This is a genomic window from Streptomyces tirandamycinicus, assembly GCF_003097515.1.
Lineage (GTDB): Bacteria > Actinomycetota > Actinomycetes > Streptomycetales > Streptomycetaceae > Streptomyces > Streptomyces tirandamycinicus.
This window is the reverse complement of record NZ_CP029188.1, coordinates 264,271-288,710: the sequence shown is the minus strand read 5'-3', so window position 1 is coordinate 288,710 and position 24,440 is coordinate 264,271. Positions and strand designations below refer to the sequence as shown.

Sequence of the window (24,440 nt, the reverse complement as noted above, 5' to 3'; positions counted from 1 at the left end):
GGCCGAGCAAAGGAGCCGATCCACCGTGCGCATCCCCCGCCGTACCGCTCGCAGAACCGTCGCCACCGCCGCCGCCCTCGCCGTCGTCCTTCCGCTCAGCGCCTGTGGTGGCGCGTCCGGCGGTGGAGGCGGGGCGGACGCCTCCGGCAAGGTCGAGGGCAGCATCACCTTCCAGACCTGGAACCTGCGGGCCAACTTCAAGCCCTACTTCACCGGCCTCATCGCCGAGTTCGAGAAGAAGCACCCCGGCACCGAGGTGAAGTGGGTCGACCAGCCCGCCGAGGGCTACGCCGACAAGCTGAGCGCCGACGCCGCGGGGGGCACCCTCCCGGATGTCGTGAACGTCTCCCCGGACCTGCTCGCCCCGCTCGCCAAGGCCGGGCTCGCGCTCGACCTCGACCAGGCGGCCGCGAAGTACGAGAAGGAGTACCTGCCGGGTGCCTGGGCCGGTCACCGGATCCCCGGCCTGGAGGGCACGTACGCCTTCCCCTGGTACCTCAACACCGGTCCGCTGTTCTACAACAAGCGCCTCTTCGAGGAGGCCGGGCTCGACGCGGAGAAGCCCCCCACGACGTACGACGAGCTCTTCGAGCAGTCGCTGCGGATAGCCGGGAAGAGCAAGGGCAGGATCGCCACCCTGGCCAGCATCCCCACCATCGAGGACTTCGGCCGCTACGGCGTGCCGCTGATGAACGAGGAGGGCACGGCCTTCACCTTCAACGACGCCAAGGGGGTCGAACTCCTCACCAGGTACAAGGAGTTGTACGACGCCAAGGCGCTCGACCCGCAGGCGCTGACCGCGACGCCCGAGTCGTCGGGCAAGAAGTTCCTCACCCAGGCGGTGGCGATGAACCCGGGCTCCGCGCTGGACCTGGAGAAGTTCCGGAAGCAGGCCCCGGCGCTGTACGAGAACATCGGGATCACCGAGCAGATCAGCAACACCGGCAAGGACAACATGTACGTGATGGGCGTGATGGTGAACGCCCGGACCGAGCACACGCCGGCCGCCGTCGCCTTCGCGCACTTCGTCACCGACGCCCCGCGCCAGATGGAGTTCGCCAAGCAGGTCGCCATCTTCCCGAGCACCGCGGGCTCCCTCGACGACCCGTACTTCACCAAGGAGGACGGCACCGATGCGACCAGGGTGCGGATCGCCGCCGCCGAGTCCCTGAAGACCGCGGTCAACTACACCCCGGTGCTGATGAGCGAGCAGATGAAGACCGAGCTCCGCAACGCCGTCGCGAGGGCGCTCCAGGGCAAGGAGAGCCCCAAGGAAGCCCTTGACAACGCTGTCAAGGCCTGCAACCGGCTGCTGAAGCAGAGCTGAGACCCGGACGAGCAGGGACCCGGCCATGACGACCCCCACCACCTCACCGGCGGCGGCCTCCGGCAAGGCGCCGAAGGGGCGCGCCCCGAGCAGCCCCCTGCCCACCGGCCGTCCACGCGGCGGACGGAGCCGGATCAGACGGCAACTGCCTGTCAGCCCGTGGCTGTTCGCGGCCCCAGGGCTGCTGGTCGCCGGCGCGTTCAGCCTCTATCCGTTCCTCTCCACGGTGGCCAACTCCTTCACGGACCGCCGGACCCTGCTGCCCGGCCGGTTCGTGGGGCTGGACAACTACCGGGAGATGCTCGGCGACGAGATGTTCTGGATCGGCCTGCGCAACAGCACGCTCTACGTGCTCGGCGTCGTGCCCGCGCTGGTCGTCCTGCCGCTGCTGCTGGCGCTGCTGGTGGAGAAGCAGATCCCGGGCATCACGTTCTTCCGCTCCGCGTTCTACACCCCGGTCGTCGCCTCCATCGTGGTGGTCGGCCTGATCTGGGTGTGGCTGCTGGACGAACGCGGCCTGGTGAACTCGGTGCTGGAGGTGGTGGGGGCCGGCCCGGTCGGCTTCCTCAGCGACCAGTGGCTGCTGCTGCTGAGCGCCATGACGGTCACGGTCTGGAAGGGCCTCGGCTACTACATGATCATCTATCTGGCCGCGCTGGGGAACGTCCCGCGAGAGCTCCACGAGGCGGCGTCCGTGGACGGCGCGGGACCCGTACGCCGGTTCCTCACCGTCACCCTGCCCGCGGTCCGCTCCACCATGGTGCTGGTGGCGGCCCTCTCCTCGGTGGCCGCCTTCAAGGTCTTCTCCGAGGTGTACCTGATGGCGGGTCCCGGCGGAGGCCCCGCGGGCGAGGACACCACCCTCGTCATGCTCGTCCAGCGCACCGGCACCGGGCTCTCCGGCCGGGTCGGCTACTCCGCGGCGATATCGGTGGTCGTCTTCGCCGTCACCGTCGCGCTGATGCTGCTGGTGCTGCGCGCCGACCGCAAGGAGGACGCATGAGCCGGCGTGAGGGCCGCGCGGAGCGGCCGGGGGCAGGCGTGGCGGCGCCGGACCGGCGCCGGAACCGGGTCACCGGCCGCCGGAGCGGCCGCCGGATGCCCGGCTGGGAGATCGTGCTGAGGTACGTGGCTCTGCTGGCGGTCCTCGCGCTGACCGTCGGGCCGTTCCTGTGGCAGCTGTCCACCTCGCTCAAGGGGCCGCACGAGGACATCTTCGCCTCCCCGCCGGCCTTCCTGCCCGAGCAGCCCACGTTCGACAACTACGTCCGCGTCGCCGAGACCATCCCCGTGTGGGACTACGCCCTCAACTCGCTCACCGTCGCGGTCGTCAACGTCGTGGCCAACTGCACGGGCGCCGCCCTCGCCGGCTACGCCCTCGCCCGGCTGCGCTACCGGGGCCGCAGGGCCGCCACGCTCGCGTTCATCCTGGCGATGCTCGTACCCGTCGAGGGCATCATCATCGCCCTGTTCACGACCATGCGCGGGCTCGGGCTCAACGACACCCTCGCCGGTGTGGTGCTGCCGCTGTCGGTGTCCGCGCTGAACGTGCTGCTGATGCGCAACGCCTTCCTCAACCTGCCGTACGAGGTGGAGGAGGCGGCGTTCGTCGACGGCGCGAACGTGTGGCAGCGGTTCGCCCGGATCGCGCTGCCCTCCGTCAAGGGCACCCTGGCGGTCGTCGCCATCCTCGCCTTCATGGGCGCCTGGGACGACTTCCTGTGGCCGCTGATCGTGCTCAGCGATCCGCAGAACTTCACCCTGACCATCGGGCTCAACTATCTGCACGGCACCTTCGCCGACGACGAACGCCTCGTCGCGGCGGGCACGATCATCGCCGTACTGCCGCTGATCGTCCTGTTCGCCTGCCTCCAGCGCTACTTCTTCCGCGGCGTGGGGGAGGGCGCCGTCAAGGGCTGACGCACCGTCAACACGACCGTCAACACGACCGTCCGCCGGACCGTCCGCCGGACCGTCCGCCGGATCTTCCGTCCCCGAACCCTCCCAGGAGCCTCGGACGCTCATGACCTCACACGTGCGCTTCGGCGCCAACTACACGCCGAGCCGGGGATGGTTCCACCACTGGCTCGACTTCGACCTCGACGCGGTACGGGCCGACCTGGACTCCGTCGCGGCACTGGGTCTCGACCACGTCCGGGTCTTCCCGCTCTGGCCGGTCTTCCAGCCCAACCGCACCCTGATCCGCCCGCGGGCCGTGGAGCAGCTCGTCCAGCTCGCCGACGCCGCTGCGGAGCGCGGGCTGGACGTCAACGTGGACGGACTGCAGGGGCACCTGTCGAGCTTCGACTTCCTGCCGTCCTGGACGCGGACCTGGCACCGCCGCAACCTCTTCACGGACCCCGACGTGGTCACGGGCCAGGCCGAGTATCTGCGCACACTCGCCGAGGCCCTCGCCGACCGGCCCAACTTCATCGGCATGACCGTCGGCAACGAGGTCAACCAGTTCTCCGCGGGACCCCACCCGGACCCCGACCGGATCACACCGGCGCAGGCGGAGCGCTGGCTGGGCCTGCTGCTGGCCGCCTGCGAGGAGGGCGCGCCGGGCCGGCTGCACCTGCACGCCGAGTACGACGCCGCCTGGTACCAGGACGACCAGCCCTTCACGCCCGGACACTCGGCCCGGCTGGGCGCCGTCACCGCCGTGCACTCCTGGGTCTTCAACGGCACGGCACAGCGCCACGGCCCCGCCGGGACGGCGACCGAGCACCACGCCGCTTACCTCGTCGAACTCTCCAAGGCATGGGCGGACGACCCGCACCGCCCGGTGTGGCTGCAGGAGGTCGGCGCGCCCGCACCGCTGGTCCCCGCCGAGCGGGCGGACGCCTTCGCCGCGGCGACCGTCGCCAACGTCCTCGACTGCGAGGACCTGTGGGGTGTCACCTGGTGGTGCTCGCACGACGTGTCGCGCTCACTGGCGGACTTCCCCGAACTCGAGTACGGCCTGGGCCTGATGACCAGCGACCGGGAGGTCAAGCCGATGGGGCGGACCATCGCCCGCATCGTCCGGGAGCAGCGGGAGCACCCGCACCGGCCCGTCCCCAGGACCACCGCCCTCGTCGTCGACGCGGGCGACGACGGCACCGCCCCGCGGCGCTCGGCCTGCGCGCCGGGCGGCGCCGTCTTCGAGGCCTTCGCCCGGCTCACCGCGGACGGGGTCCGGCCCGCCGCCGTGCTGGCCGGCCGGGCGGACGACCCGGGGCACCTCGCCGCCCGGGGCATCACCGAGGTCGTCACCCCGGACGAGGTCCGATGACGCCCTCGGCCGTCGCCGCCGACGGCCGCACACCGCCGAAGCCGCCGCCCGAGGTCCCCGCACGGCTCCGGTGCCACCCTCCGGGGGCGGTGGTCGATCAGGCCGCCGCGTGGCCGGCTCATCCGGCCGCCGCCGTGCCCCGCCGTGCCCCGCCGGTCCCGACGCCCGGTCACGGGGCGCGGGACGCACCCGGGCCCGGCACCTCCCCCGTACCGGGCCTGATCATCCGGCCCGCACCGGAAAGACCGCTTTCGTACCGCACCGCACGGACCGCTTTCGTACCGCACCGCACGGACCGCTTCCGTACCGCACCGCACGGACCGCTTCCGCACCGCACCGCACGGACCGCTTCCGTACCGCACCGTCCCTCGCCGGCCAACGAAACGGAGCACACCATGACCCAGCCCATCGCCCCCCGCCGCCGCAGCGTCGTCCTCGCGGGAGCGGCCGGAGCCGCGGCCGCCCTCCTCGCCCCGGGTCCCGCCGCCGCAGTGCCGGGCCCCGGCAGCACCGCCGCGGCCGCTGAGAGTGCGGACCTCCAGCCGTACGCCTCCTACTGGTTCCCCGACTCGCTGCCCGCCGGCACCCCCGGCGAGGGCGTCACCTGGCGCAGCCTCAGCACCTGGCGGCCCGAGGACGACCCGGACCTGCCCTTCAACACCGCGGCCGTGCCGCTTGCCCCGCGCTTCACACCCGTCCCGCCGAACCGCACGGCACGCACCGGCCAGGCCCGTATCCAGTCGCTCGTCTCCTTCGGGCACACCTCCCGCAACCCCTCCCAGGGCGCGCCGACCGCCGACTACTACGCACTGACCCACTGGGCGTACCTCGACGAACTCGTCTTCTGGGGCGGCTCGGCGGGGGAGGGCCTGATCCTGGCCCCGAACGCCCCCGTCGTGGACGCCGCCCACCGCCACGGCGTCCCCGTCCTCGGCACGGTGTTCCTGCCGCCCGTGCACTGGGGCGGCGACCTGCGGTGGACGCGGGACCTGGTGCGGCGCGACCCCCTGGGCCGCTTCCCCCTCGCCGCGAAGCTGGTCGAGGTCGCCACCGCCCACGGCTTCGACGGCTGGTTCGTCAACGCGGAGACGGAGGGCGGCGACGCGGCCCTCGGCTCCGAGATGCTCGCCTTCGTGCGGGACCTCAGGGACCGCGGCGAGTCCGCGGGACTGCGCATCACCTGGTACGACGCGATGACGGTCGGCGGCACGGTGGCCTGGCAGGGGGCGCTCAACGAGCGGAACGAGGACTTCTTCCGGACCGCCGACTCGATGTTCGTGGACTTCCGCTGGACACCGTCCCGACTGGCGTCCTCCGCCACCCGCGCGGCCGGACTCGGACGCAGCCGCTACGAGTTGTGGGCCGGGGTCGACGTCGAGGCGAACGGCTGGAACAAGGCCGTCGACTGGGACGCGATCATTCCCCGCGACCGGGACCACGTCGTCTCCTACGGCTTCTACCGCCCCGAGTGGACCCGCAACCACCTGCCCGTGGACCGTACGCCGGGCCGGTTCCACGCCGCCGACGACCGGTTCTGGACGGGGCAGTCGCTCGACCCGTCCGCCCCGGACGGCGACGGCGGCTGGCGAGCCCCGGCGACCGCCGTCGCCGACCGCTCCACCGTCACCGCGCTGCCGTTCGCCACCACCTTCAACACCGGCCACGGACTGCGCTGGTACGACGGCGGCACCGTCACCTCCGGCACCGAGTGGAACCACCTCGGCCTCCAGGACCGGCTGCCCGGCCGCCGATGGGTGGTACGGACCGAAGGCCGCCGCCCGGCCGTCTCCTTCGACTTCGCCGACGCCTGGCGCGGCGGCAGCAGCGTCCTGGTCGCCGGGTCGGTCGACGCGCCGGTGACGCTGGAGCTCTACGCGACCCGGCTGCCGCTGCGCCCCGGCACCGCCGTCGAGCTCGCCCACCGGGCGGACGAGGGCCCCGTGACCGTCGAACTCGCCGTCGCCACGGAGGAACCGGCCCGGCCCGGTGACCCGGTCCCGTACCGCTACGTCCCCGCCGGGACCCTGCGCGGCGGCAGCGGCTGGACGACCGCGACCCTGCGGCTCAACGGTCTCTCCGGCGAGCTGCGCGCCCTCGGGGTCCGGCTCACCGGCGACGGCGCCGTGGCCTATCGGCTCGGCGGCCTCGCGGTGCGGTGCGCGGCCGCACGGCCGCCCGCGCCCCCCACCCGGCCACGCGTCACCGCCCGCGCCACCACCGGCGACGGCACCGCACTGCGACTGCGCTGGACCGCCGCGCCCGGCCCGGTACGCCACTACGAGCTGCACCGCGTCCTCCCCGGCGGCGACCGCCGCTTCCTCGGCGGTACCTGCCAGAGCGCCTTCCACGTCCCCGGGCTGCGCCCGGAGCCGGGCGAACGGGCCGCGCGCATCGAGATCCGTGCCGTCGGCGAGCTCTACGCGGCCTCCTCCGCCGTCTCCGTCGTCCACCCCTGGTGACCGCCCGCACCTCCCGCACCCCGACCCCTTACGGAGCAGAACCTCATGCATGACGACCGCGGCCTGGTCGAGGCCCGACTGAAGCGCGTCCTCGACGAGCGCATCCGACCCGCCGTGTACTCCGCGTCCGTCCCACTGGACGTGGCCGTCTGGAACGCCCCCGGTGAGCCCGTACCGGTCGCGGAGGGGCTGGCCGCCGAACCGTCGCCGATCACGGTCGGCACGAGGTGGGGCGCGCCGTGGGGGACCAGCTGGTTCCGGGTCACCGGGACCGTCCCCGCGGCCTGGGCCGGACGGACGGTCGAGGCGGTCCTCGACCTCGGATTCGACGAGAACATGCCGGGGTTCCAGTGCGAAGGGCTCGTCTACCGGCCCGACGGCACCCCGGTGAAGGGGCTGAACCCCCGCAACCAGTGGGTCCGGATCGGGGCGCCCGCCGAGGGCGGCGAGGAGGTGCGGCTGCACATCGAGGCGGCGTCCAACCCCGTCATCCTCGACTACCACCCGTTCCTCCCCACCGAACTGGGCGACAAGGAGACCGCGGGCACCGAGCCGCAGTACCGGCTGGCCCGGATGGACCTCGCCGTCTTCGAGGAGAGCGTCTGGCAGCTGGTGATGGACCTCGAGGTGCTGGGCGAGCTGATGCCGGAGCTCCCGGCGGACTCGGCCCGGCGCCGGGAGATCCTGCGCGCGGTGGACCGGGCCCTGGACGCCGTCGACCTTCAGGACGTCCCGGGCACGGCCGCCGCCGCCCGGGCCCGTCTGGAGCAGGTGCTGGCGACCCCCGCCGAGCCCTCGGCGCACCGCATCAGCGCCGTCGGGCACGCCCACATCGACTCCGCCTGGCTGTGGCCGCTCCGGGAGACGGTACGCAAGGTCGCCCGCACCACCTCCAACATGACGGCGCTGCTGGAGGACGAACCGGACTTCGTCTTCGCCATGTCGCAGGCGCAGCAGTGGGCCTGGGTCAAGGAGCACCGGCCCGAGGTGTGGGCCAAGGTGAAGAAGGCCGTCGCCGACGGCCGGTTCGTGCCGGCGGGCGGCATGTGGGTGGAGTCCGACACCAACATGCCCGGATCGGAGGCGATGGCCCGTCAGTTCGTCCACGGCAAGCGGTTCTTCCTGGACGAGTTCGGCATCGAGAACGACGAGGCCTGGCTCCCCGACACCTTCGGCTTCGCCGCGGGACTGCCCCAGATCATCAAGGCGGCGGGCTCCAAGTGGCTGCTCACCCAGAAGATCTCCTGGTCGCAGACGAACACGTTCCCCCACCACACCTTCCGGTGGGAGGGCATCGACGGGACGCGGATCCTCACCCACTTCCCGCCGGTGGACACCTACAACTGCTCCATGAAGGGCAGCGAGATCGCCCACGCGGCGAGGAACTTCAAGGACAAGGGCGTCGCCCGGCACTCGCTGGCCCCGACCGGCTGGGGCGACGGCGGAGGGGGCACGACCCGGGAGATGGTCGCCAAGGCGGCCCGGATGCGCGACCTCGAGGGCGCCGCGAGGGTGGTCTGGGAGACTCCGGAGGCGTTCTTCACCAAGGCCGAGGCCGAGTACGCCGATCCGCCGGTGTGGGTGGGGGAGCTGTACCTCGAACTGCACCGGGCCACGCTCACCAGCCAGGCGAGGACCAAGCAGGGCAACCGCCGCTCCGAGCACCTGCTGCGCGAGGCCGAGTTGTGGGCCGCGACGGCCGCGGTGCGGACCGGGTTCCCGTACCCGTACGAGCGGCTGGACCGCATCTGGAAGACGGTGCTGCTGCACCAGTTCCACGACATCCTCCCCGGCTCGTCCATCGCCTGGGTGCACCGCGAGGCGGAGAGGACGTACGCGGCGGTCGCCGAGCAGCTGAACGCCGTCGTCGACGCCGCCCAGCGGGCACTCGCCGGGGACGGGACCGCCGAACTCGTCTTCAACTCGGCCCCGCACGCCCGGCACGGAGTGCCCGCGGGGGGCGCCGCGCGGCCGGTCGGCGGCGGCGCGGCGCACCTGCGGCCGCGCGAGGGCGGCGGCTACGTCCTCGGCAACGGGCTGCTCAGGGTGGAGATCGACGAGCGGGGCCTGGTCGTCTCGGCGTACGACATCGGCGCCGACCGCGAGACGGTCGCGCCCGGGGCCGCCGCCAACCTGCTGCAACTGCACCCCGACTTCCCGAACATGTGGGACGCCTGGGACGTGGACGCGTTCTACCGGAACACCGGGACGGACCTGGTGGAGGCCGATCTGGTGGAGCCCGCCGATCTGGTGGAGCCCGCCGGGCCGGGGGAGGGCACCGGTACGGCCGCGGTGCGGATCGTGCGCTCCTTCGGGTCGTCCAGGGTGACCCAGGTGCTGTCGCTCGCCCCGGGCGCCAAGCGGCTCGACATCGACACCGAGGTCGACTGGCACGAGACCGAGAAGTTCCTGAAGCTGGCCTTCCCGCTCGACGTGCACGCCGAGCGCTACGCCTCCGAGACCCAGTTCGGCCACTTCCACCGGGCGACGCACACCAACACCAGCTGGGAGGCGGCCAAGTTCGAGGCCTGCAACCACCGCTTCGTCCACATCGGCGAGCCCGGCTGGGGCGTCGCGCTGGTCACCGACTCCACGTACGGCCACGACGTGACCCGTACCGTCCGTGCCGCCGACTCCGGTACGACGACCACGCTCAGGGCGTCCCTGCTGCGCGCCCCGCGCTTCCCCGACCCGGGGACCGACCACGGGGTCCACCGCTTCCGGCACGCGCTGGCACCGGGTGCGACCATCGGCGACGCGGTACGCGAGGGGTACCGCGTGAACCTCCCGGAGCGGCGGGTGACGGGTGCGGACGCCGCCGTCGCACCGCTGGTCGCGGTGGACGACGACGCCGTGGTGGTGACCGCGGTCAAGCTCGCGGACGACGGAGGCGGCGATGTGGTGGTCCGGTTCCACGAGTCACGGGGCGGGCGCGCCCGCGCGACGCTGACGGCGGGCTTCCCGCTGGCCGGGGCGGTGGCGACGGACCTGCTGGAGCGTCCGGTGGCCGGGGGACGCACGGTGGAGCGCACCGGCGACACGGTGTCCCTGGCCCTCCGCCCGTTCGAACTCGTGACGCTGCGCCTGACCAGGGCCTGAGCAGGGCCTGACCAGGGCCCGAGCAGGGCCCGGGGCCGGAGGGGAGGGGGGAGGGGCGGCCGCGCACCGGCGGTCGCCGCCGCGCGCTCCTGGTAGGCCTTCCTCCCCCTTCGGCGTCTCCCTCCGGTCTCCTGCCGGTCCCCCCTCGGCCTCCTCAGGCCCGCCCCCTGCGGCCGGACCTCCCCCGCCGCCCCCCCCGCCGCCCCCCTCGCGCCCGTCGCCCCCTCCGGTCGCCCCGAAGCGGTCGCCCGCCGTAGCCGCCCGGTGTTAGATAGGAGCATGGCCGGACTGCTCGGCCGCCTCCGCTCGACGATGAGCACGCGCACCGTCGCCAGCCAGGTCTTCGTCCTGCAGGTGACGGTCGCTTTGCTGCTCGTCGCCGCCGCCGTCGCCGCGCTTCTGGTGCAGGCCCGGTCGGGCGGGGAGCGTGAGGCGCGCAACCGGTCGGTCGCCGTCGCCGAGACGTACGCGACCGCACCGGGCGTCAGGGAAGCCTTGCGCGGCCCCGACCCCAGCGCGGCACTGCAGGGCAGGACCGAGGCCGCCAGGAAGTCCTCCGACGTCGACTTCCTCGCGGTGATGAGCCCGGACGGGACCCTGTACGCGCACCCGGACCCGCAGAAGATCGACAGCAAGTACCCCGGCACCATCGGCCCGGCGGCGGGCGGCCGCACGGTCACCGAGAACTTCGCCGGTGTCCTCGGCCCCTCGATCCGCAGTGTCGCTCCGGTGACCGACGCGGACGGACAGGTGCTCGGTCTTGTGGCGGCCGGACTCACGGTCGAGCGGGCCGGCGCGGTCGCCCAGGACCAGCTTCCCGTCCTGCTCGGCGCGGCCGCCTTCGCCCTGGCCGTCGCCACCTCCGGGGCCGCGCTGATCAGCAGGCGCCTGCGGCACCAGACCCACGGCCTGGGGCCCGCCGAGATGACCCGCATGTACGAGCACCGCGACGCGGTCCTGCACGCCGTGCGGGAGGGGGTGCTGATCGTCGACGAGGACCGCCGGCTGGTGCTCGTCAACGACGAGGCGCGACGGCTGCTCGCGCTCCCCCCGGACGCCCAGGGACGCCTCGTCGCCGACATCGCCATGGATCCCGAGATCGCCCGGCTGCTGGAGTCCGGCCGCCCCGCCAGCGACGAGGTGCACGTCATCGAGCACCAGCTGGTCGCCGTCAACCAGCGCGCGATGGGCCCCCCGCCGGACGGCTCGGGTCCCTGCTGCGGCACCGTCGCCACCCTGCGGGACACCACCGAACTCCGGGCCCTCAGCGGCCGCGCCGACACCGTGCAGGGCCGGCTGAGGCTCGTCTACGACTCCGGCATGCAGATCGGCACCACCCTCGACGTGGTCCGCACCTCGCAGGAGCTCGCCGACTTCGCCGTCCCCCGGTTCGCCGACTTCGTCACCGTGGATCTCTCCGATCCCGTGCTCAGCGGTGACGAGCCCGCGGACACCGGCACCGACATGCGCCGCATCGCCTTCAACGGCGTCAGGACGGACACCCCCCTCTACCCCTCGGGCCGGCTGATCCACTTCGTCAGCACCACCCCCCAGGCCGTCGCGTACGCCAGGGGCAAGACCATCCTGGAGGCCGACCTGGCCGCGTTCTCCGGATGGCAGGAACAGGAACCGGCGCGGGCCCACCGGCTCGTCGAGTACGGCATCCACTCCATGATCTCCGTCCCGCTGCGGGCCCGCGGCGTGACGATGGGCGTCGCCACGTTCTGGCGCTCCGAGAAGCCGGAGCCCTTCGACGACGACGACGTGTCGCTCGCCGAGGAACTGGTCGCCCGCGCCGCGGTGAACATCGACAACGCCCGCCGCTACACCCGGGAGCACTCGATGGCGGTCGCCCTGCAGCGCAGCCTGCTGCCGCGGGTCCTGCCCGAGCAGACCGCCCTCGACGTGGCCTACCACTATCTGCCCGCCCAGGCCGGGCTCGGTGGCGTCGGCGGGGACTGGTTCGACGTGATCCCGCTGCCCGGCGCCCGGGTCGCCCTCGTGGTGGGGGACGTCGTCGGCCACGGTCTCCACGCCGCGGCGACCATGGGGCGGCTGCGCACCGCGGTCCACAACTTCGCGTCCCTGGACCTGCCGCCCGAGGAACTGCTGTGGCACATGGACGAGCTGGTCTCGCGCATCGACCAGGACGAGGACACCGACGGCTCGGTCACCGCGCTCACCGGCGCCACCTGCCTCTACGCGATCTACGACCCCACCTCCCGGGTGTGCACCGTGGCCCGCGCCGGGCATCTGGAGCCGGTCATCGTGCACCCCGACGGGGAGGTCGAGTTCCCGGGCGTGCCGGCCGGGCCGCCGCTGGGCCTCGGCGGGCTGCCGTTCGAGTCCACCGAACTGCACCTCTCCGAGGGCAGCAGCCTGGTGCTCTACACGGACGGTCTGGTCGAGGACCGGCACCGCGACATCGACGAGGGTCTGGAGCTGCTGCGCCGCACGCTCGCCCGCGCCGGCGGGACACCCGAGGAGACCTGCCGTGCGGTGCTGGACGCCCTGCTGCCGGAGCGGCCCCGCGACGACGTGGCCCTGGTCGTCGCCCGGACCCGGGTGCTGGACGGAAACCGCTCCGTCGCCTGGGACGTACCCGCCGAGCCCGCCGCGGTGGCCCGGGTCCGCGCGGAGGCCGCCCGGGTGGTGGAGGAGTGGGGGCTGGCGGAGGACGCCTTCACCACCGAGCTGATCCTCAGCGAGCTGGTCACCAACGCCATCCGCCACGCCGGCGGGCCGATCGGAGTGCGGCTGATCCGCGACCGCTCGCTGATCTGCGAGGTCTCCGACGGCAGCAGCACCGCCCCGCATCTGCGCCGGGCCACGGCCACCGACGAGGGCGGGCGCGGACTGTTCCTCGTCTCCCAGCTGGCCGAGCGCTGGGGCACCCGCTACACGGGCAGCGGCAAGGTCATCTGGACCGAGCAGCCACTGCCCTGGTAGCCCGCGCCGGGCGGCAGGCGGCCCCGCGGCAGCCCGGACCGCGGCAGCTACCGGCCTCCGGCCGCCGAGCCCGCCGAGCCCGCCGAGTTCCCCGCGTCCGCCGAGCCCGCTGAGTCCTCCGCTTCCGCCGGGGGCTCCCCGGTGACGACACGGAGCCGGGAGACCGCGGGGTCGAGCGCACCGCGCACATGGCCGCCCGGAGCGGCCGCCGTGCGCTGCAGGAAGTCGACCACCTCGGCGGTGACGACCTCGCCCGGCAGCACGTTGGGGATACCGGGCGGGTAGGCGGCGAGGGTGTCCGCGGAGACCATGCCCACGGCTTCCCGGGCGGGGACGGTGCGTGTGCGGCTCAGGAAGGCCTCGCGGGCGGTGAGCCTGGCGGGCCCGGGAGGCGGCAGCCGCAGCCGGGACCGCTCGTCCGCCGCCGCCCCGGCCGGTGCCGCGGGCAGACGGTGCAGCGCCTCCACGAAGCGGTCCGCGTCGGGAGCGGCGCCCGCGCCGACCACCGCGACGATCGCGGAGTCCGTGGCCACCTCGACCATGATCCGGTGATCCTGGTGGAGCAGCCGGCGGGCCTCGTGACCGGGTATGCCTCCGCTGCGGGTGTCCACGGCGACGCGCAGCGGATCGGCGGCCACGATGTCCGGGAACCGCCCGAAGGAGTCGCTGACGAGCCGGTAGCGTCCCCGCCCGCGGATCAGGCCGCGCACCGCGTCCGCCGCCGCCACCGACGCCCCGACGGCGGTCCGGCCCGCCACCAGCGAGGCACGCGCCACGTCGAGGGACGCCATCAGCAGGGCGCTCGCGCTGGTCGACTGGACCAGGCGGAACGCCCGGTCCACCAGAGGCTCAAGCCGGTCCGCGAAGGGGCCGTGCCCCAGGTGCAGCATCGCGGACTGGGTGAGGCTGCCGGCGAGCTTGTGGGTACTGGAGGTGACCAGGTCCGCCCCCTGGGACAGCGCGTTGCCGGGGAGCGCCGGATGGAAGCCGAAGTGCGAGCCCCAGGCCTCGTCCACGATCAGCGGCACGCCCGCGGCATGGGCGGCTTCCGACAGGGCGGACACGTCGGCGACCGCGCCGAAGTAGCTGGGCGACACCACCCAGGCGGCCGCCGCGTCCGGGTGCTCCGCGAGCGTCCGCGCCAGGTCCGCCGCCGTGACGCCGTGGGCGATGCCCTGGTCCGCGTCGACCGACGGCTGTACGAAGGCGCAGTCCAGGCCCGACAGGACGAGCCCGTCGACGACGCTTGAGTGCACGCTGCGCTGGACGACGAGCACCCGCCCGAGGGCGGGGGCGACCAGCGAGGCGATCTGGTTGCCCTGCGAGGCGCCGTTGGTGAGGAACCAGGTGCGGCGGGCCCCCCAGGCCTCGGCGGCCAGCGCCAGGGCCTCGCCGAGCGGAGACGAGGCCCCGAGGTCGATGCCGTCCAGCAGGGGAGGGAAGTCCAGGCGGAGCGCGTCCGGGCCGAGCAGGGCGGCGAGCGGGTGGCGGCCCTGCGGGTCCGCGGCGTGCCCGGGGACGTTCAGCCGGAGCCAGTCGAGCCCGGCCTGGGCGCGGAGGGCGTCCGCGTACGGGGTGCCGGGGGCGGGCGGGAGCGCGGGCCCCGGTGCGGCGGTCGGTGGGGTGGTCGGCGTGCCGGCCGGTGCGGTCGGTGCGGTGTTCGATGCGGCGGCCGGTGGGGTGGTCGGTGCGGTGGTCGTGCTGTTCACGCGGGTGAGCCTCGCAGCCGCCGGGATATCGAGGAATACATGAGTTACCTCGCACCCTCCATAGACTGTCTATATGCTCGAGCTTCGCCAGCTGGCCGTGCTGAGGGCCATCGCGCAGGAGGGCTCCCTCGCCGCCGCAGCCCGGTCGCTGCACCACACACAGCCCACCGTCACCCACCATCTCGGCGTGCTGGAGGCGCACTTCGGCGCCCGTCTGGTGCGGCGCGGCCCGCGTGGTGCCGCCCTCACCGAGCTGGGGGCGGCGCTGCTGCCCCACGCGGAGGCCGTGCTCGAACGGCTGCGGCTCGCCGAACGGGAGGTCCGGGACCTGGCCGAGCGAGGTGCGCGCACGCTGCACATCGGCACCTTCCCGACGGCGGGCGCGCTGCTGCTGCCTCCGGCCGTGAAGGCCGTACGCGCGGAGGGCGTACAGGTGTCCCTCGTCGAGGGCGAGCTGCCCGCCCTGCTCAGGGGGCTGGCCGCCCGTGAACTGCACGCCGCCCTCGTCTTCTCCCAGCCGGGCGACCGGCTCGACCTCGACGACGACTTCGAGCTGCACCCGCTGCTCACCGATCCGCTGCTGCTGGTGATGCCCCAGGACCACCGGTGCGCCGGACTGACCCAGGTGCCGCTGGCCGAACTGAGGGACGACGACTGGATCGGCTCGGCGGACCCGCGCGACCCCTGCGACCGCGTGCTCTCGTGGGCCTGCGCCCGGCACGGCTTCCAGCCCGTGCACGGCCTGCGCACCGACGACTACGCGGTCGTGCAGGGCTTCGTCGCCGCGGGCACGGGGGTCGCCCTCGTGCCGCGGCTCGCCCTCGGCACCCCGCGCTCCGACGTCGCGGTGCGCACACTGACCGGACCGCCGCTCGCGCGGGAGATCAGCGTGGCGGTGCTGCGTACCACCGCGGCGCGCAGCACCGGCGGGCTGGTGGAGGCGCTCACCAGGCAGGCCGGGCGGATCGGGGAACAGTGGGGTACGCCGGCCGCCGCGGGCGGCGGTCCGTCCCGCTAGCGGGACCGCGAGCGGCGCCGTGAGCCTCGCCGTGCGCCATGGGCGGGGGACCGTCGCCCCGCCCGGCCGCTCGCCGCGGTCCGGTGCCGTGGTCGCCGCTGCCCGCCCCGGTCCTGTTCTATGGTCGCCGCGCTCGCCCCGGTCCGGTGCCGCGGTCCGCAGCCTTCCGAGCGGTCCGTTGTCGCGTTCGCCGCGCTCCGCCGCGGCCGGCGCGCCCCGCACCGGCGCCGGTTCAGCGAGAAGCCCTGGCCAGCCGCTCGCGCGGCGCCAGCGGGATCTCCGCCCACACCTGTTTGCCTCCGCTGAGCGGCACCGCGCCCCACGACGCCGTCGAGGCCTCGACGATGAGCAGCCCGCGGCCGCCGGTCGCCTCCCAGTCCTGGTCGGCGGGCTTGACGGGGCTGCGGGGCGAGGCGTCGTTCACCGCGATCCGCAGGCGGTCGGCGGACAGCGTCAGATCGAGCCGCACCTCGCCCTGCGTGTGCGCGACGGCATTGGTGACCAGCTCGGACACGACCAGCAGGGCCGCGTCCAACTCCTCCTCCGCACCCCAGGAGCGCAGGGTCCGGGCCGTGAAGCGCCGGGCGTGCATCACGGCGTTGGGCAGCCGCCACACCGTCCAGTGGGTCCGCATCGGCCGCACCTGGGTGCCGTCGTAGCGGAGCAGCAGCAGCGCCACGTCGTCGTCGCGCCGGTTCACGCCCACGACCAGCTCGTCGGCCACCCGCCCGGCGTCGGAGGGGTCGGCCGCGGCGAGTGTGTCGCACACCCGGCGCACCCCCTCCTCCATGGTGAGGGTCGCCGACTCGACCAGACCGTCCGTCACCAGCGTCAGCAGGGTGCCGGGCACCAGACCCGCCTCCGTCATCGGGTACTCCTCGTCGGCGAGTACGCCCAGCGGGGGCCCGCCCTCGACCAGCAGCTCCTCGGTGCTGCCGTCGGGATGGCGGATCACCGGATGCAGATGGCCGGCCCGTACCAGCCGGGCGATGCCCTCCTCCATGTCGAGGTCCACGTAGAGGCAGGTGGCGAACAGGTCGGTCTCCATGCCGACCAGCAGCCGGTTGGCGCGGGCGACCACCACGTCCGGCGGGTGGCCCTCCACCGCGTACGCCCTGACGGCCGTGCGCATCTGCCCCATGATGGTCGCGGCGCCCGCGCTGTGCCCCTGCACGTCCCCGATCACCAGGGCCACATGGCCGTCGCCGAGCGGGATGACGTCGTACCAGTCGCCCCCGACCTCCAGCCCCGCCGTGGCGGGGAGGTAGCGGGCGACGGCCTCACCACCGGGCAGCTCGGGCAGCTTCCTCGGCAGCAGGCTGCGCTGGAGCATCGTGGCGAGCTCGTGCCCGGCGTCCAGCGCGTGGGCCCGCATCAGCGCCTGCCCCACCAGGGCCGCAGCCGCGGTCAGCAGCGACCGCTCCTCCGGGTCGAACCGGTGCTCGTCGTCCCACCCCACCAGGCACACCCCCACCATGCGTCCGTCCGCCCGGAGCGGCAGCACCGCCAGGCCGCCGCGCCCGATCTCCGCCAGAGCCGGTTCGAGGTCCGCGCCCGCCGGCCACAGGCTCACATGGCCCTCGCGCAACGCGGCCTCGAGCGTGGGCAGGTCGTGGATCGACAGGTCCGGCCACTCGGAGCGCCACTCGGAGCGCCAGACCGCGGGCCAGGCGTCGGGTTCCGGCGGGTCCAGGATGGTGACCACCAGCCGGTCGCCCTCCCGCTCGGCGACCGCGACCCGGCTCGCCTGCAGCGGACCGCTCAGCGCGGCCACCACCAGCCGGCTGACCTCCCGGATGGTGCTCGCCCCCGCCAGTTTGGCCGACAGTCGCTGCACCACCGAGACCTCGTCGGCACTGGGCCGCAGATACGCCGCGTCCGCCACCACACCCAGCACCCGCTCCGGGGTCCCGTCCCCGTTGACCTCGACCCGGCAGCGCAGACCCAGCCAGCGCAGCTCGCCGCCCGGCCGCCGGATCCGGAACGCCAGCTGCTCGGTGGCGGCGGACATCCGCCCCGGTTCGACGATCTGCATCAGCGCCGGGATGTCGTCGGGGACCGCGCTGGCCAGCAGGGTCTCCACCCGCCCGTCGAACTCCTCCGGGGGCACGCCGAGGAGCTCCAGCACATACGCGTGGGCCTCCATGCGGCCGGTGCTCAGCTCCAGGATGAACGCGCCGCCCCGCAGGGGTACCAGGGCGGCCTGCGCGAGCTGCGTCTGCGGCGGTGTGCGGCCGGGCACCCGGGCGGCGGCCGATTCCAGCCCGGCGGCGACCTGGTCGGCGTAGAGCTCCAGCAGCGCCCGGCGGTCGGGGCTGAAGCCGTCGGGGACATCGCCCGCCACGATCAGGCAGCCCAGCTCGTTGGCGCCCCGCCCCAGCGGCAGCGCCCCGAGCGATATCCGCGCCGTGGTCTCCACCGCCTCCCCCCGGCGGCCGGGGAAGTGGTGCGGGTCGAGCTCCACGTACGCCGCCAGTTCCTTGGGGTCCAGCCAGAGCGGGCGGCCGGCGCGGTACGCCTCGGCGGCGGGCGAGTGGCCCTCCACGGCGATGATCGCCGGCAGGCCGTACAGCATCCCGCGGTCGCCGGTCAGCTCGGCGAGGTGGAGCTCGCGGCCCCCGCCGGCGAGGACGTAGACAGCGGCCAGCTCAGCCCCGCAGAACGCAAAGCGATGCCTGGTCACCGATTGTTCCGCCTCCTCGCGCGGGCAGCCGCCGAGGGCCGTCCTCCCTCCATGCTGTCCCTCCCGGGACCCTCCGGGCGAGTCAGGACGGAGGGCGGCGGACACCCCCGGTCGCTCTGGTGTGCGTGGACCCTACCGGGCGGGGCCGTGCGGGATCACCTGTTCCGACCAGATGGTCTTGCCGTCCCCGGTGGTCCGGGTGCCCCACCGGTCACTGAGCTGCATGACGATGAACAATCCACGGCCCCCTTCGTCCGTCTCGGTGGCATGGCGCATGTGCGGTGAGGTGCTGCTGGCGTCCGACACCTCGCAGATCAGCGAGCGGTCGAGGATCACTCTCAGCCTGATCGGGCCCTGCCCGTAGCGGATCGCGTTGGACAGCAGCTCGCTGACGATCAGTTCGGTGGTGGAGACGGCGTCCGTCATCTCCCACGCCTGGAGCTGGTGCTCGATCAGCCGCCGGGCGGTGGAGACGACCGAGGCGTCCCGGGGCAGCGTCCAGCTGGTGACCCGGTCGGCGGACAGGGCGCGGGTCCGGGCGAGCAGCAGCACCGCGTCCTCCCGCGGCAGACGCGGCACCAGCTCGTAGACCGCCGAGTCGCAGAGCCGTCCGAGGGACTCCTCGGGCTGGGCGAGGATCCGGTGCAGCCGTGCCCGGGACGTCGCCCCGTCCCGGCCGTCGGTGTTCACCAGGCCGTTGGTGTAGAGCGCCAGCAGGGTGGACTCGGGAAGCAGGGTGGTCGCCGACGCGTAGCCGGCGCCCGCCGCGCCCAGCGGCGGCCCTTCGGGTACGTCGAAGTCCAGGGCCGAGCCGTCCGGCCCCAGCACCACGGGAAGCGGATGGCCGGCCCGGGCGGCGGTGCACACCCGGGACACCGGGTCGTAGACCAGGCAGACGCAGGTGGCGAGGTGGTCGTGGGTGGTCTCGTCGCCCTGGCCGACGGGCGAACGCGTCCGGGTGAGGAATGCGGCCGTCTCGTCGAGCCGGCCGAGCAGTTCCCCGGGCTCCAGGTCCTGCAGGGCGAGCGTCCGCAGGGCCGTGCGCAGCTGGCCCATGGTGGCGGCGGCCTCGATGCCGTGCCCGGCGACGTCGCCCACGACCAGGGCGACCCTGGCGCCGGACAGCGGGATGACGTCGTACCAGTCGCCTCCGGCGCTCTCGGGGAGATACGCACAGGCAGTGTCCACCGCGGTCAGCTCGGGCGGCCGCCCCGGCATCAGCCCCTGCTGCAGCGCCCGGGCCACCGTGCGCTCCCGGGCGAAACTGCAGGCGTTGCCGAGGTGCAGGGCGGCCTTGGTCACCAGTTCCGCCGCCAGCGCGAGATCCGCGTCCTCGAACAGCTCGGGACGTTCGAAGCGGTACAGGGCCGCGACGCCCAGCACCGTCTCCCGCAGCGCCAGCGGCACCACCACCAGGGAGTGGACGCCGGCCGACACGATGGGGTCCCCCCGTGCGGGGTCCGCGCCCAGCCAGGCGTCACCGGCGTCGACGCCCGTGATCAGACGCGGCGTCAGGTCGTTCAGGACCTGGGAGTACGGGGTGTGCGCGCCGAACGTGTTGAGCCCGCCCATCGGCGGCCCCCGCTCATCGCCGAGCACGGACCGGAACGCGGCCCGGCGCAGCGGCGTGTCCGCGGGCACCGGACCCGGCCGCAGCGGCCGTCCGCGCAGCGCGTCGTCGAGCAGGTCCACCGCCGCCGCGTCGGCGAGCCCGGGGACGAGCACGTCCACGAGCTCCGCCGCCGTGCGGTACGCGTCGAGGCTCGTGCCGATCGACTCCCGGGCCGCGTTCAGCAGGCCCAGCCGCCCGAGGGCCGCCTCGCGTTCCGTGACGTCCTCGACGACGGCCGCCAGGCCGAGCGTCTCGCCGCCGGATCCCTCCAGCCGGAACAGCGAGAGCGAGACGGCCATGTCCCGGTCGGAGCCGGCCGGGGGCCTGCCTCTGATCAGGCGGTCGCGGACGACCGCGCCCGTGCGGAGTGCCTCCTCCGCCCACGCGACGACCGGTTCGCTTGTGAGGCCCTCGGTGAGTTCGGCGACGGTCCTGCCCAGAACCTCCTCGGGAGGGACGCCGTGCACCCCGGGCGCGGCGCTGTTGAAGCGGACGACACGCAGTTCACCGTCACACAGGAAGAGGCCGAACGGCGCCTGTGTGAAGAGGGCGTCGAGGATCGCCGCATCCCGTCGCGCGTCGTCTCCGTCCACATACCAACGATCGCCCCTGAGGGGCCGGGGGCAAGTCGGCACGGCCCGGCGGCCCGGGCTGCGCTCGGCCGTCCGCTGGCGCCGCGCCGCCCGGCCTCCGCGCACGGCACCGCGCCGCCGGCCTCCTGGGCGACGGACGCACGGCGGGCCGGCGCCCCGCGCCCGGGCGGCCCGCCCCGCCGGGGGCGGGGCCCGGCCGCCTTCGGCCGTTCCCGGGCGGGCGGCCTCCCGGGCCTCACCTGAGCGGCCCTCCCCGGCTCGCGCACCAACGCCCCCCGGGGTCTGCTGTGGTCAGCCTGCCGACAGCGGAGGAGTGCGCATGCCGGACGGAACCACCGGCTCCGAGGGACGCGACCTGGAGCAGTTGCGGGCCCGGATCGCGGCCCTGGAGGCCCGGGAGAAGCCCCCGGCCCGGCCGCCGCGGCACCGGGCACGCTCGGCCCTCGCCGCGGTCCTGATCGTCCTCGGCTGCCTCCTCGCCCCGCTCAGTGCCGTCGCCACCTGGGCCGACAGCGAGGTGAGCGACACCGACCGCTATGTCGCCACCGTCGCCCCGCTCGCCTCCGACCCCGCCGTGCAGGCCGCCGTCGCCGCCCGGGTCACGGACGTCGTGATGGAGCACATCGACATCCCCAAGCTGCTGGAGGAGGTGGCCCCGGCCGACCGCCCCCGTCTGGACGCCCTGATCGGCGGCATCGGCGGCGCCCTGGAGAACGCCGTCCGCAGCTTCGTCCAGGCGCGTGTCCAGGACGTCGTCGCCTCCGACGTCTTCCAGAGGATCTGGACCGAGGCGAACCGGGAGATCCACGCCGCGGTGGTCAAGGCCCTCACCGGCAGTGGCGGCGGCGCCATCGTGCTCACCGACAACGCGGTCAAGATCGACCTCGCGCCCGTGATCGAGGAGGTCAAACAGGGGCTGGTGAACGAGGGGCTCACCATCGCCCAGAACATCCCCGACATCCACACCGACTTCACCGTCGTCCAGTCCGAGGAGGTCGGCCGGGTCAAGACCGCGTTCCGGCTGCTCCAGGCCGCGGGCACCTGGCTGCCCGTCGTGGGCGTGGTGCTGATCGCCGCCGGGGTGCTCCTGGCCGCGCGCCGCCGGAGGGCCCTGGTGGCGGCCGCGCTCGGCGTCGCGGTCGCGACCGCGCTGCTGGGCGCGGGCCTGGCCGTCTTCCGGCTGATCTACCTGGACTCCCTGCCCAAGGGCGTGTCCCAGCCCGCGGCGGAGGCCGTGTTCGACGCCCTCGTCCGCTTCCTGCGCGGCACGATCCGCAACATCGTGATGCTCGGCGTCGTCGTCGCCCTCGCCGCCTGGCTCACCGGGCCGGGCCGGTACGCGGGTCTCGTCCGGCAGCTGTGGACCTCGGGGATCGCCGCCACCCGGGCCACGGCGGACCGCGCGGGCCTGCGAACCGGCCCCGTGGGCCCCTGGGTCCGCCGGTACCGGACGTGGATCACCTGGGTGCTGGTCGCCGCCGCCGTGCTGGCGTACGTCTTCTGGACGTACCCCACCGCCTGGGTCGTGGTCGGGCTGGCCCTCGCGCTGCTCTTCGCGCTCGCCGTCGTGGAGTTCCTGGCCCAGGACGCCGACGGGGCCGCCGAGCCGCCGGCACGGGAGCCCGCGGCCGGCGGTGGCCCGCCGGGCACCTCCGGCTCCTCTGGCACCTCCGGCCCGCCGGGCACCTCCGGCTCCTCCGGCACTTCCGGCCCGCCGGGCACCTCCGGCACCTCCGGCCCGCCGGGTACCTCCGGCTCCCCGGGTACTTCTGGCTCCTCTGGCACCTCCGGCCTGCCGGGCACCTCCGGCACCCCCGGCCCGCCGGGCGCCCGATAGGACCCCGCCCCCCGGGCACGGGGTGCCCTCCGTCCGTCCTCCCCACCGCGGCGACCCGCCCGGTGGGCCCGTCCGGGGCCCATCAGGGGCCCGTCCGGCGGCCGTCCGTCCGCCGTGTGACGCTGGACCCATGCCCAGGGCGAACGAAGAGATCGAGGCGATCCTCCAGGAGTATGCCGACCTCATCGCCATCACCGGCGGCGACGCCTTCCGGGCCCGCTCCTACGAGAAGGCCGCACGCGCGATCGGCGGCTGGCCCGCCGACGTGGCGACCCTCGACCTCAAGGGTCTGCGGGAGATCCCCAACGTCGGCCGGTCCATCGCCGACAAGATCGTGGAGTATCTGGCGTCCGGGCGGATCTCCGCCGTGGAGGAGCGGCGCCGGTCCATCCCCGCCGGGGTCCGCGAGCTCGTCGCCATCCCCACGCTCGGGCCCAGGAAGGCTCTGGTCCTGTACGAGGAGCTGGGCATCTCGTCCGTGGACGGGCTGCTCGACGCCGTCCACGAGGAGCGGCTGCGCGATCTGAAGGGCTTCGGCGAGAAGACGGAGGCGAACATCCTCCACGGCATCGCGCTCATGCAGAAGGCCGGCAGCCGGATCCTGCTCAACGCCGCCATGGACGCGGCCGAGCGGATCGTCGCCGAGATGTCCCGTATCGAGGGGTGCGAGCGGAGTGCCTACGCCGGATCGCTGCGCCGGATGCGCGAGACCATCGGGGACATCGACATCCTCGTCGCCGCGGACGACTCCGCCCCCTTCATGGACGCGCTCGCCGCCCTCCCGTACACCGCCGAGGTGATCGCCCACGGGGCGAAGAAGACGTCCATCCGCACCACGAAAGGGCTCCAGGTCGACCTGCGGGTGCTGCCGCCCGAATCCTGGGGGGCGGGACTGCAGTACTTCACCGGCTCCAAGGCGCACAACATCCGCACCCGCGAGATCGCCGTGCGCCAGGGGCTCAAGCTGTCCGAGTACGGCCTGTTCGACGCCGAGAGCGGCGAGCGGATCGTCTCCTCGACGGAGGAGGAGATCTACGCACGCCTCGGCCTGCCCTGGATCCCCCCGACCCTGCGCGAGGACCGCGGCGAGATCGCCGCCGCGCTCCGCGGTGAACTGCCGGAGCCGGTCGCCGAGGACGACATCCGCGGCGATCTGCACACCCACACCGATCTCACCGACGGTCTGGCCCCGCTCGAGGAGATGGTCGCAGCGGCCGCGGCCCGCGGATACTCCTACTACGCGGTGACCGACCACGCCCCGGACCTCGCCATGCAGCGCATGACGAAGGAGAAGGCGCTCGCCCAGCGGCAGCGCGTCCGCGAACTCGACCGCGCGCACCGGGGCATGAGACTGCTGCACGGCACCGAACTCAACATCGGCCCCGACGGGGACGTGGACTGGCCCGGCGACTTCCTCGCGGGCTTCGACGTCTGCGTGGCCTCGATCCACTCCCACTTCAACCAGAGCCGGGACGCCCTCACCCGCCGCCTCGTCCGGGCGTGCGAGAACCCGTACGTCTCCGTCATCGGCCACCCCACCACCCGCAGGATCGGCAAACGGCCCCCCGTCGACGCCGACTTCGACGCCGTCTTCGCCGCCTGCGCCCGTACGGGCACCGCCCTGGAGATCAACGCCCACCCCGAGCGGCTCGACCTCGGCGACGAGGACATCCTGCGCGCCAAGCGCCACGGAGTGCGCTTCGCCATCGACTCCGACGCGCACTCCACCACCCATCTGCCCTATATGCGGTACGGGGTGGCGACGGCCCAGCGCGGCTGGCTCACCAAGGACGACGTCATCAACACCTGGCCGCTGACGAGGCTGAAGCGCTTCCTGCGCCCGTCGGCCTGACCGCCCGCCCCGGTGCGCCGCGCCTTTA

Annotated in this window: 13 protein-coding genes; 10 read left to right on the top strand and 3 right to left on the bottom strand. The window is 74.0% G+C overall.

What is annotated here, in order from left to right; genetic code table 11:
* Positions 1–25 precede the first annotated feature (25 nt).
* From DDW44_RS01225 to DDW44_RS01190, 7 genes are all read left to right on the top strand, one after another.
* Positions 26–1,327, top strand: a complete 1,302-nt coding sequence (locus DDW44_RS01225) for an ABC transporter substrate-binding protein (RefSeq protein ID WP_108905262.1) — start codon at positions 26–28, stop codon at positions 1,325–1,327.
* Between the two features lie 25 nt (positions 1,328–1,352).
* Complete coding sequence (locus DDW44_RS01220) at positions 1,353–2,330, top strand: carbohydrate ABC transporter permease (protein ID WP_167455467.1); 978 nt, start codon at positions 1,353–1,355, stop codon at positions 2,328–2,330.
* Positions 2,327–3,247: a carbohydrate ABC transporter permease gene (locus DDW44_RS01215; RefSeq protein ID WP_108905261.1), complete on the top strand. Its 921-nt coding sequence runs from the start codon at positions 2,327–2,329 to the stop codon at positions 3,245–3,247. Before DDW44_RS01220 ends, DDW44_RS01215 begins: the two co-directional genes overlap by 4 nt.
* Before the next feature lie 103 nt (positions 3,248–3,350).
* Positions 3,351–4,601 carry a glycoside hydrolase 5 family protein gene (locus DDW44_RS01210; RefSeq protein ID WP_108905260.1) on the top strand — a complete coding sequence of 417 codons (1,251 nt, stop codon included), beginning with the start codon at positions 3,351–3,353 and terminating at the stop codon, positions 4,599–4,601.
* Between the two features lie 395 nt (positions 4,602–4,996).
* The gene (locus DDW44_RS01200) at positions 4,997–7,060 is read left to right on the top strand and encodes an endo-beta-N-acetylglucosaminidase (protein WP_108905258.1); all 2,064 of its coding nucleotides are present in this window, start codon (positions 4,997–4,999) and stop codon (positions 7,058–7,060) included.
* A gap of 45 nt (positions 7,061–7,105) precedes the next feature.
* Positions 7,106–10,159, top strand: coding sequence for an alpha-mannosidase (locus tag DDW44_RS01195; RefSeq protein ID WP_108905257.1), 3,054 nt, complete (start codon positions 7,106–7,108; stop codon positions 10,157–10,159).
* Positions 10,160–10,438: 279 nt separating this feature from the next.
* Positions 10,439–13,108: a SpoIIE family protein phosphatase/ATP-binding protein gene (locus tag DDW44_RS01190; RefSeq protein WP_108905256.1), complete on the top strand. Its 2,670-nt coding sequence runs from the start codon at positions 10,439–10,441 to the stop codon at positions 13,106–13,108.
* Between the two features lie 47 nt (positions 13,109–13,155).
* On the opposite strand, the gene DDW44_RS01185 is transcribed toward DDW44_RS01190, so the two are convergent.
* The gene (locus DDW44_RS01185) at positions 13,156–14,817 is read right to left on the bottom strand and encodes an aminotransferase class I/II-fold pyridoxal phosphate-dependent enzyme (protein ID WP_108905255.1); all 1,662 of its coding nucleotides are present in this window, start codon (positions 14,815–14,817) and stop codon (positions 13,156–13,158) included.
* A gap of 73 nt (positions 14,818–14,890) precedes the next feature.
* Between DDW44_RS01185 and DDW44_RS01180 the strand changes: the two genes are divergently transcribed.
* Positions 14,891–15,835, top strand: coding sequence for a LysR family transcriptional regulator (locus DDW44_RS01180; RefSeq protein WP_108905254.1), 945 nt, complete (start codon positions 14,891–14,893; stop codon positions 15,833–15,835).
* Positions 15,836–16,067: 232 nt separating this feature from the next.
* On the opposite strand, the gene DDW44_RS01175 is transcribed toward DDW44_RS01180, so the two are convergent.
* On the bottom strand, positions 16,068–18,518 hold the full coding sequence (locus DDW44_RS01175) for a SpoIIE family protein phosphatase (protein ID WP_108905253.1): 2,451 nt from the start codon (positions 18,516–18,518) through the stop codon (positions 16,068–16,070).
* Between the two features lie 132 nt (positions 18,519–18,650).
* A complete protein-coding gene (locus DDW44_RS01170; protein ID WP_108905252.1) occupies positions 18,651–20,723 on the bottom strand; it encodes an ATP-binding SpoIIE family protein phosphatase in 2,073 nt (690 codons plus the stop codon).
* A gap of 319 nt (positions 20,724–21,042) precedes the next feature.
* Here DDW44_RS01170 and DDW44_RS01165 point away from each other — a divergent pair, with 319 nt between their 5' ends.
* Positions 21,043–22,560 carry a hypothetical protein gene (locus DDW44_RS01165; protein WP_108905251.1) on the top strand — a complete coding sequence of 506 codons (1,518 nt, stop codon included), beginning with the start codon at positions 21,043–21,045 and terminating at the stop codon, positions 22,558–22,560.
* 130 nt (positions 22,561–22,690) lie between these two features.
* Positions 22,691–24,412, top strand: coding sequence for a DNA polymerase/3'-5' exonuclease PolX (gene polX / locus DDW44_RS01160; protein ID WP_108905250.1), 1,722 nt, complete (start codon positions 22,691–22,693; stop codon positions 24,410–24,412).
* Positions 24,413–24,440 lie beyond the last annotated feature (28 nt).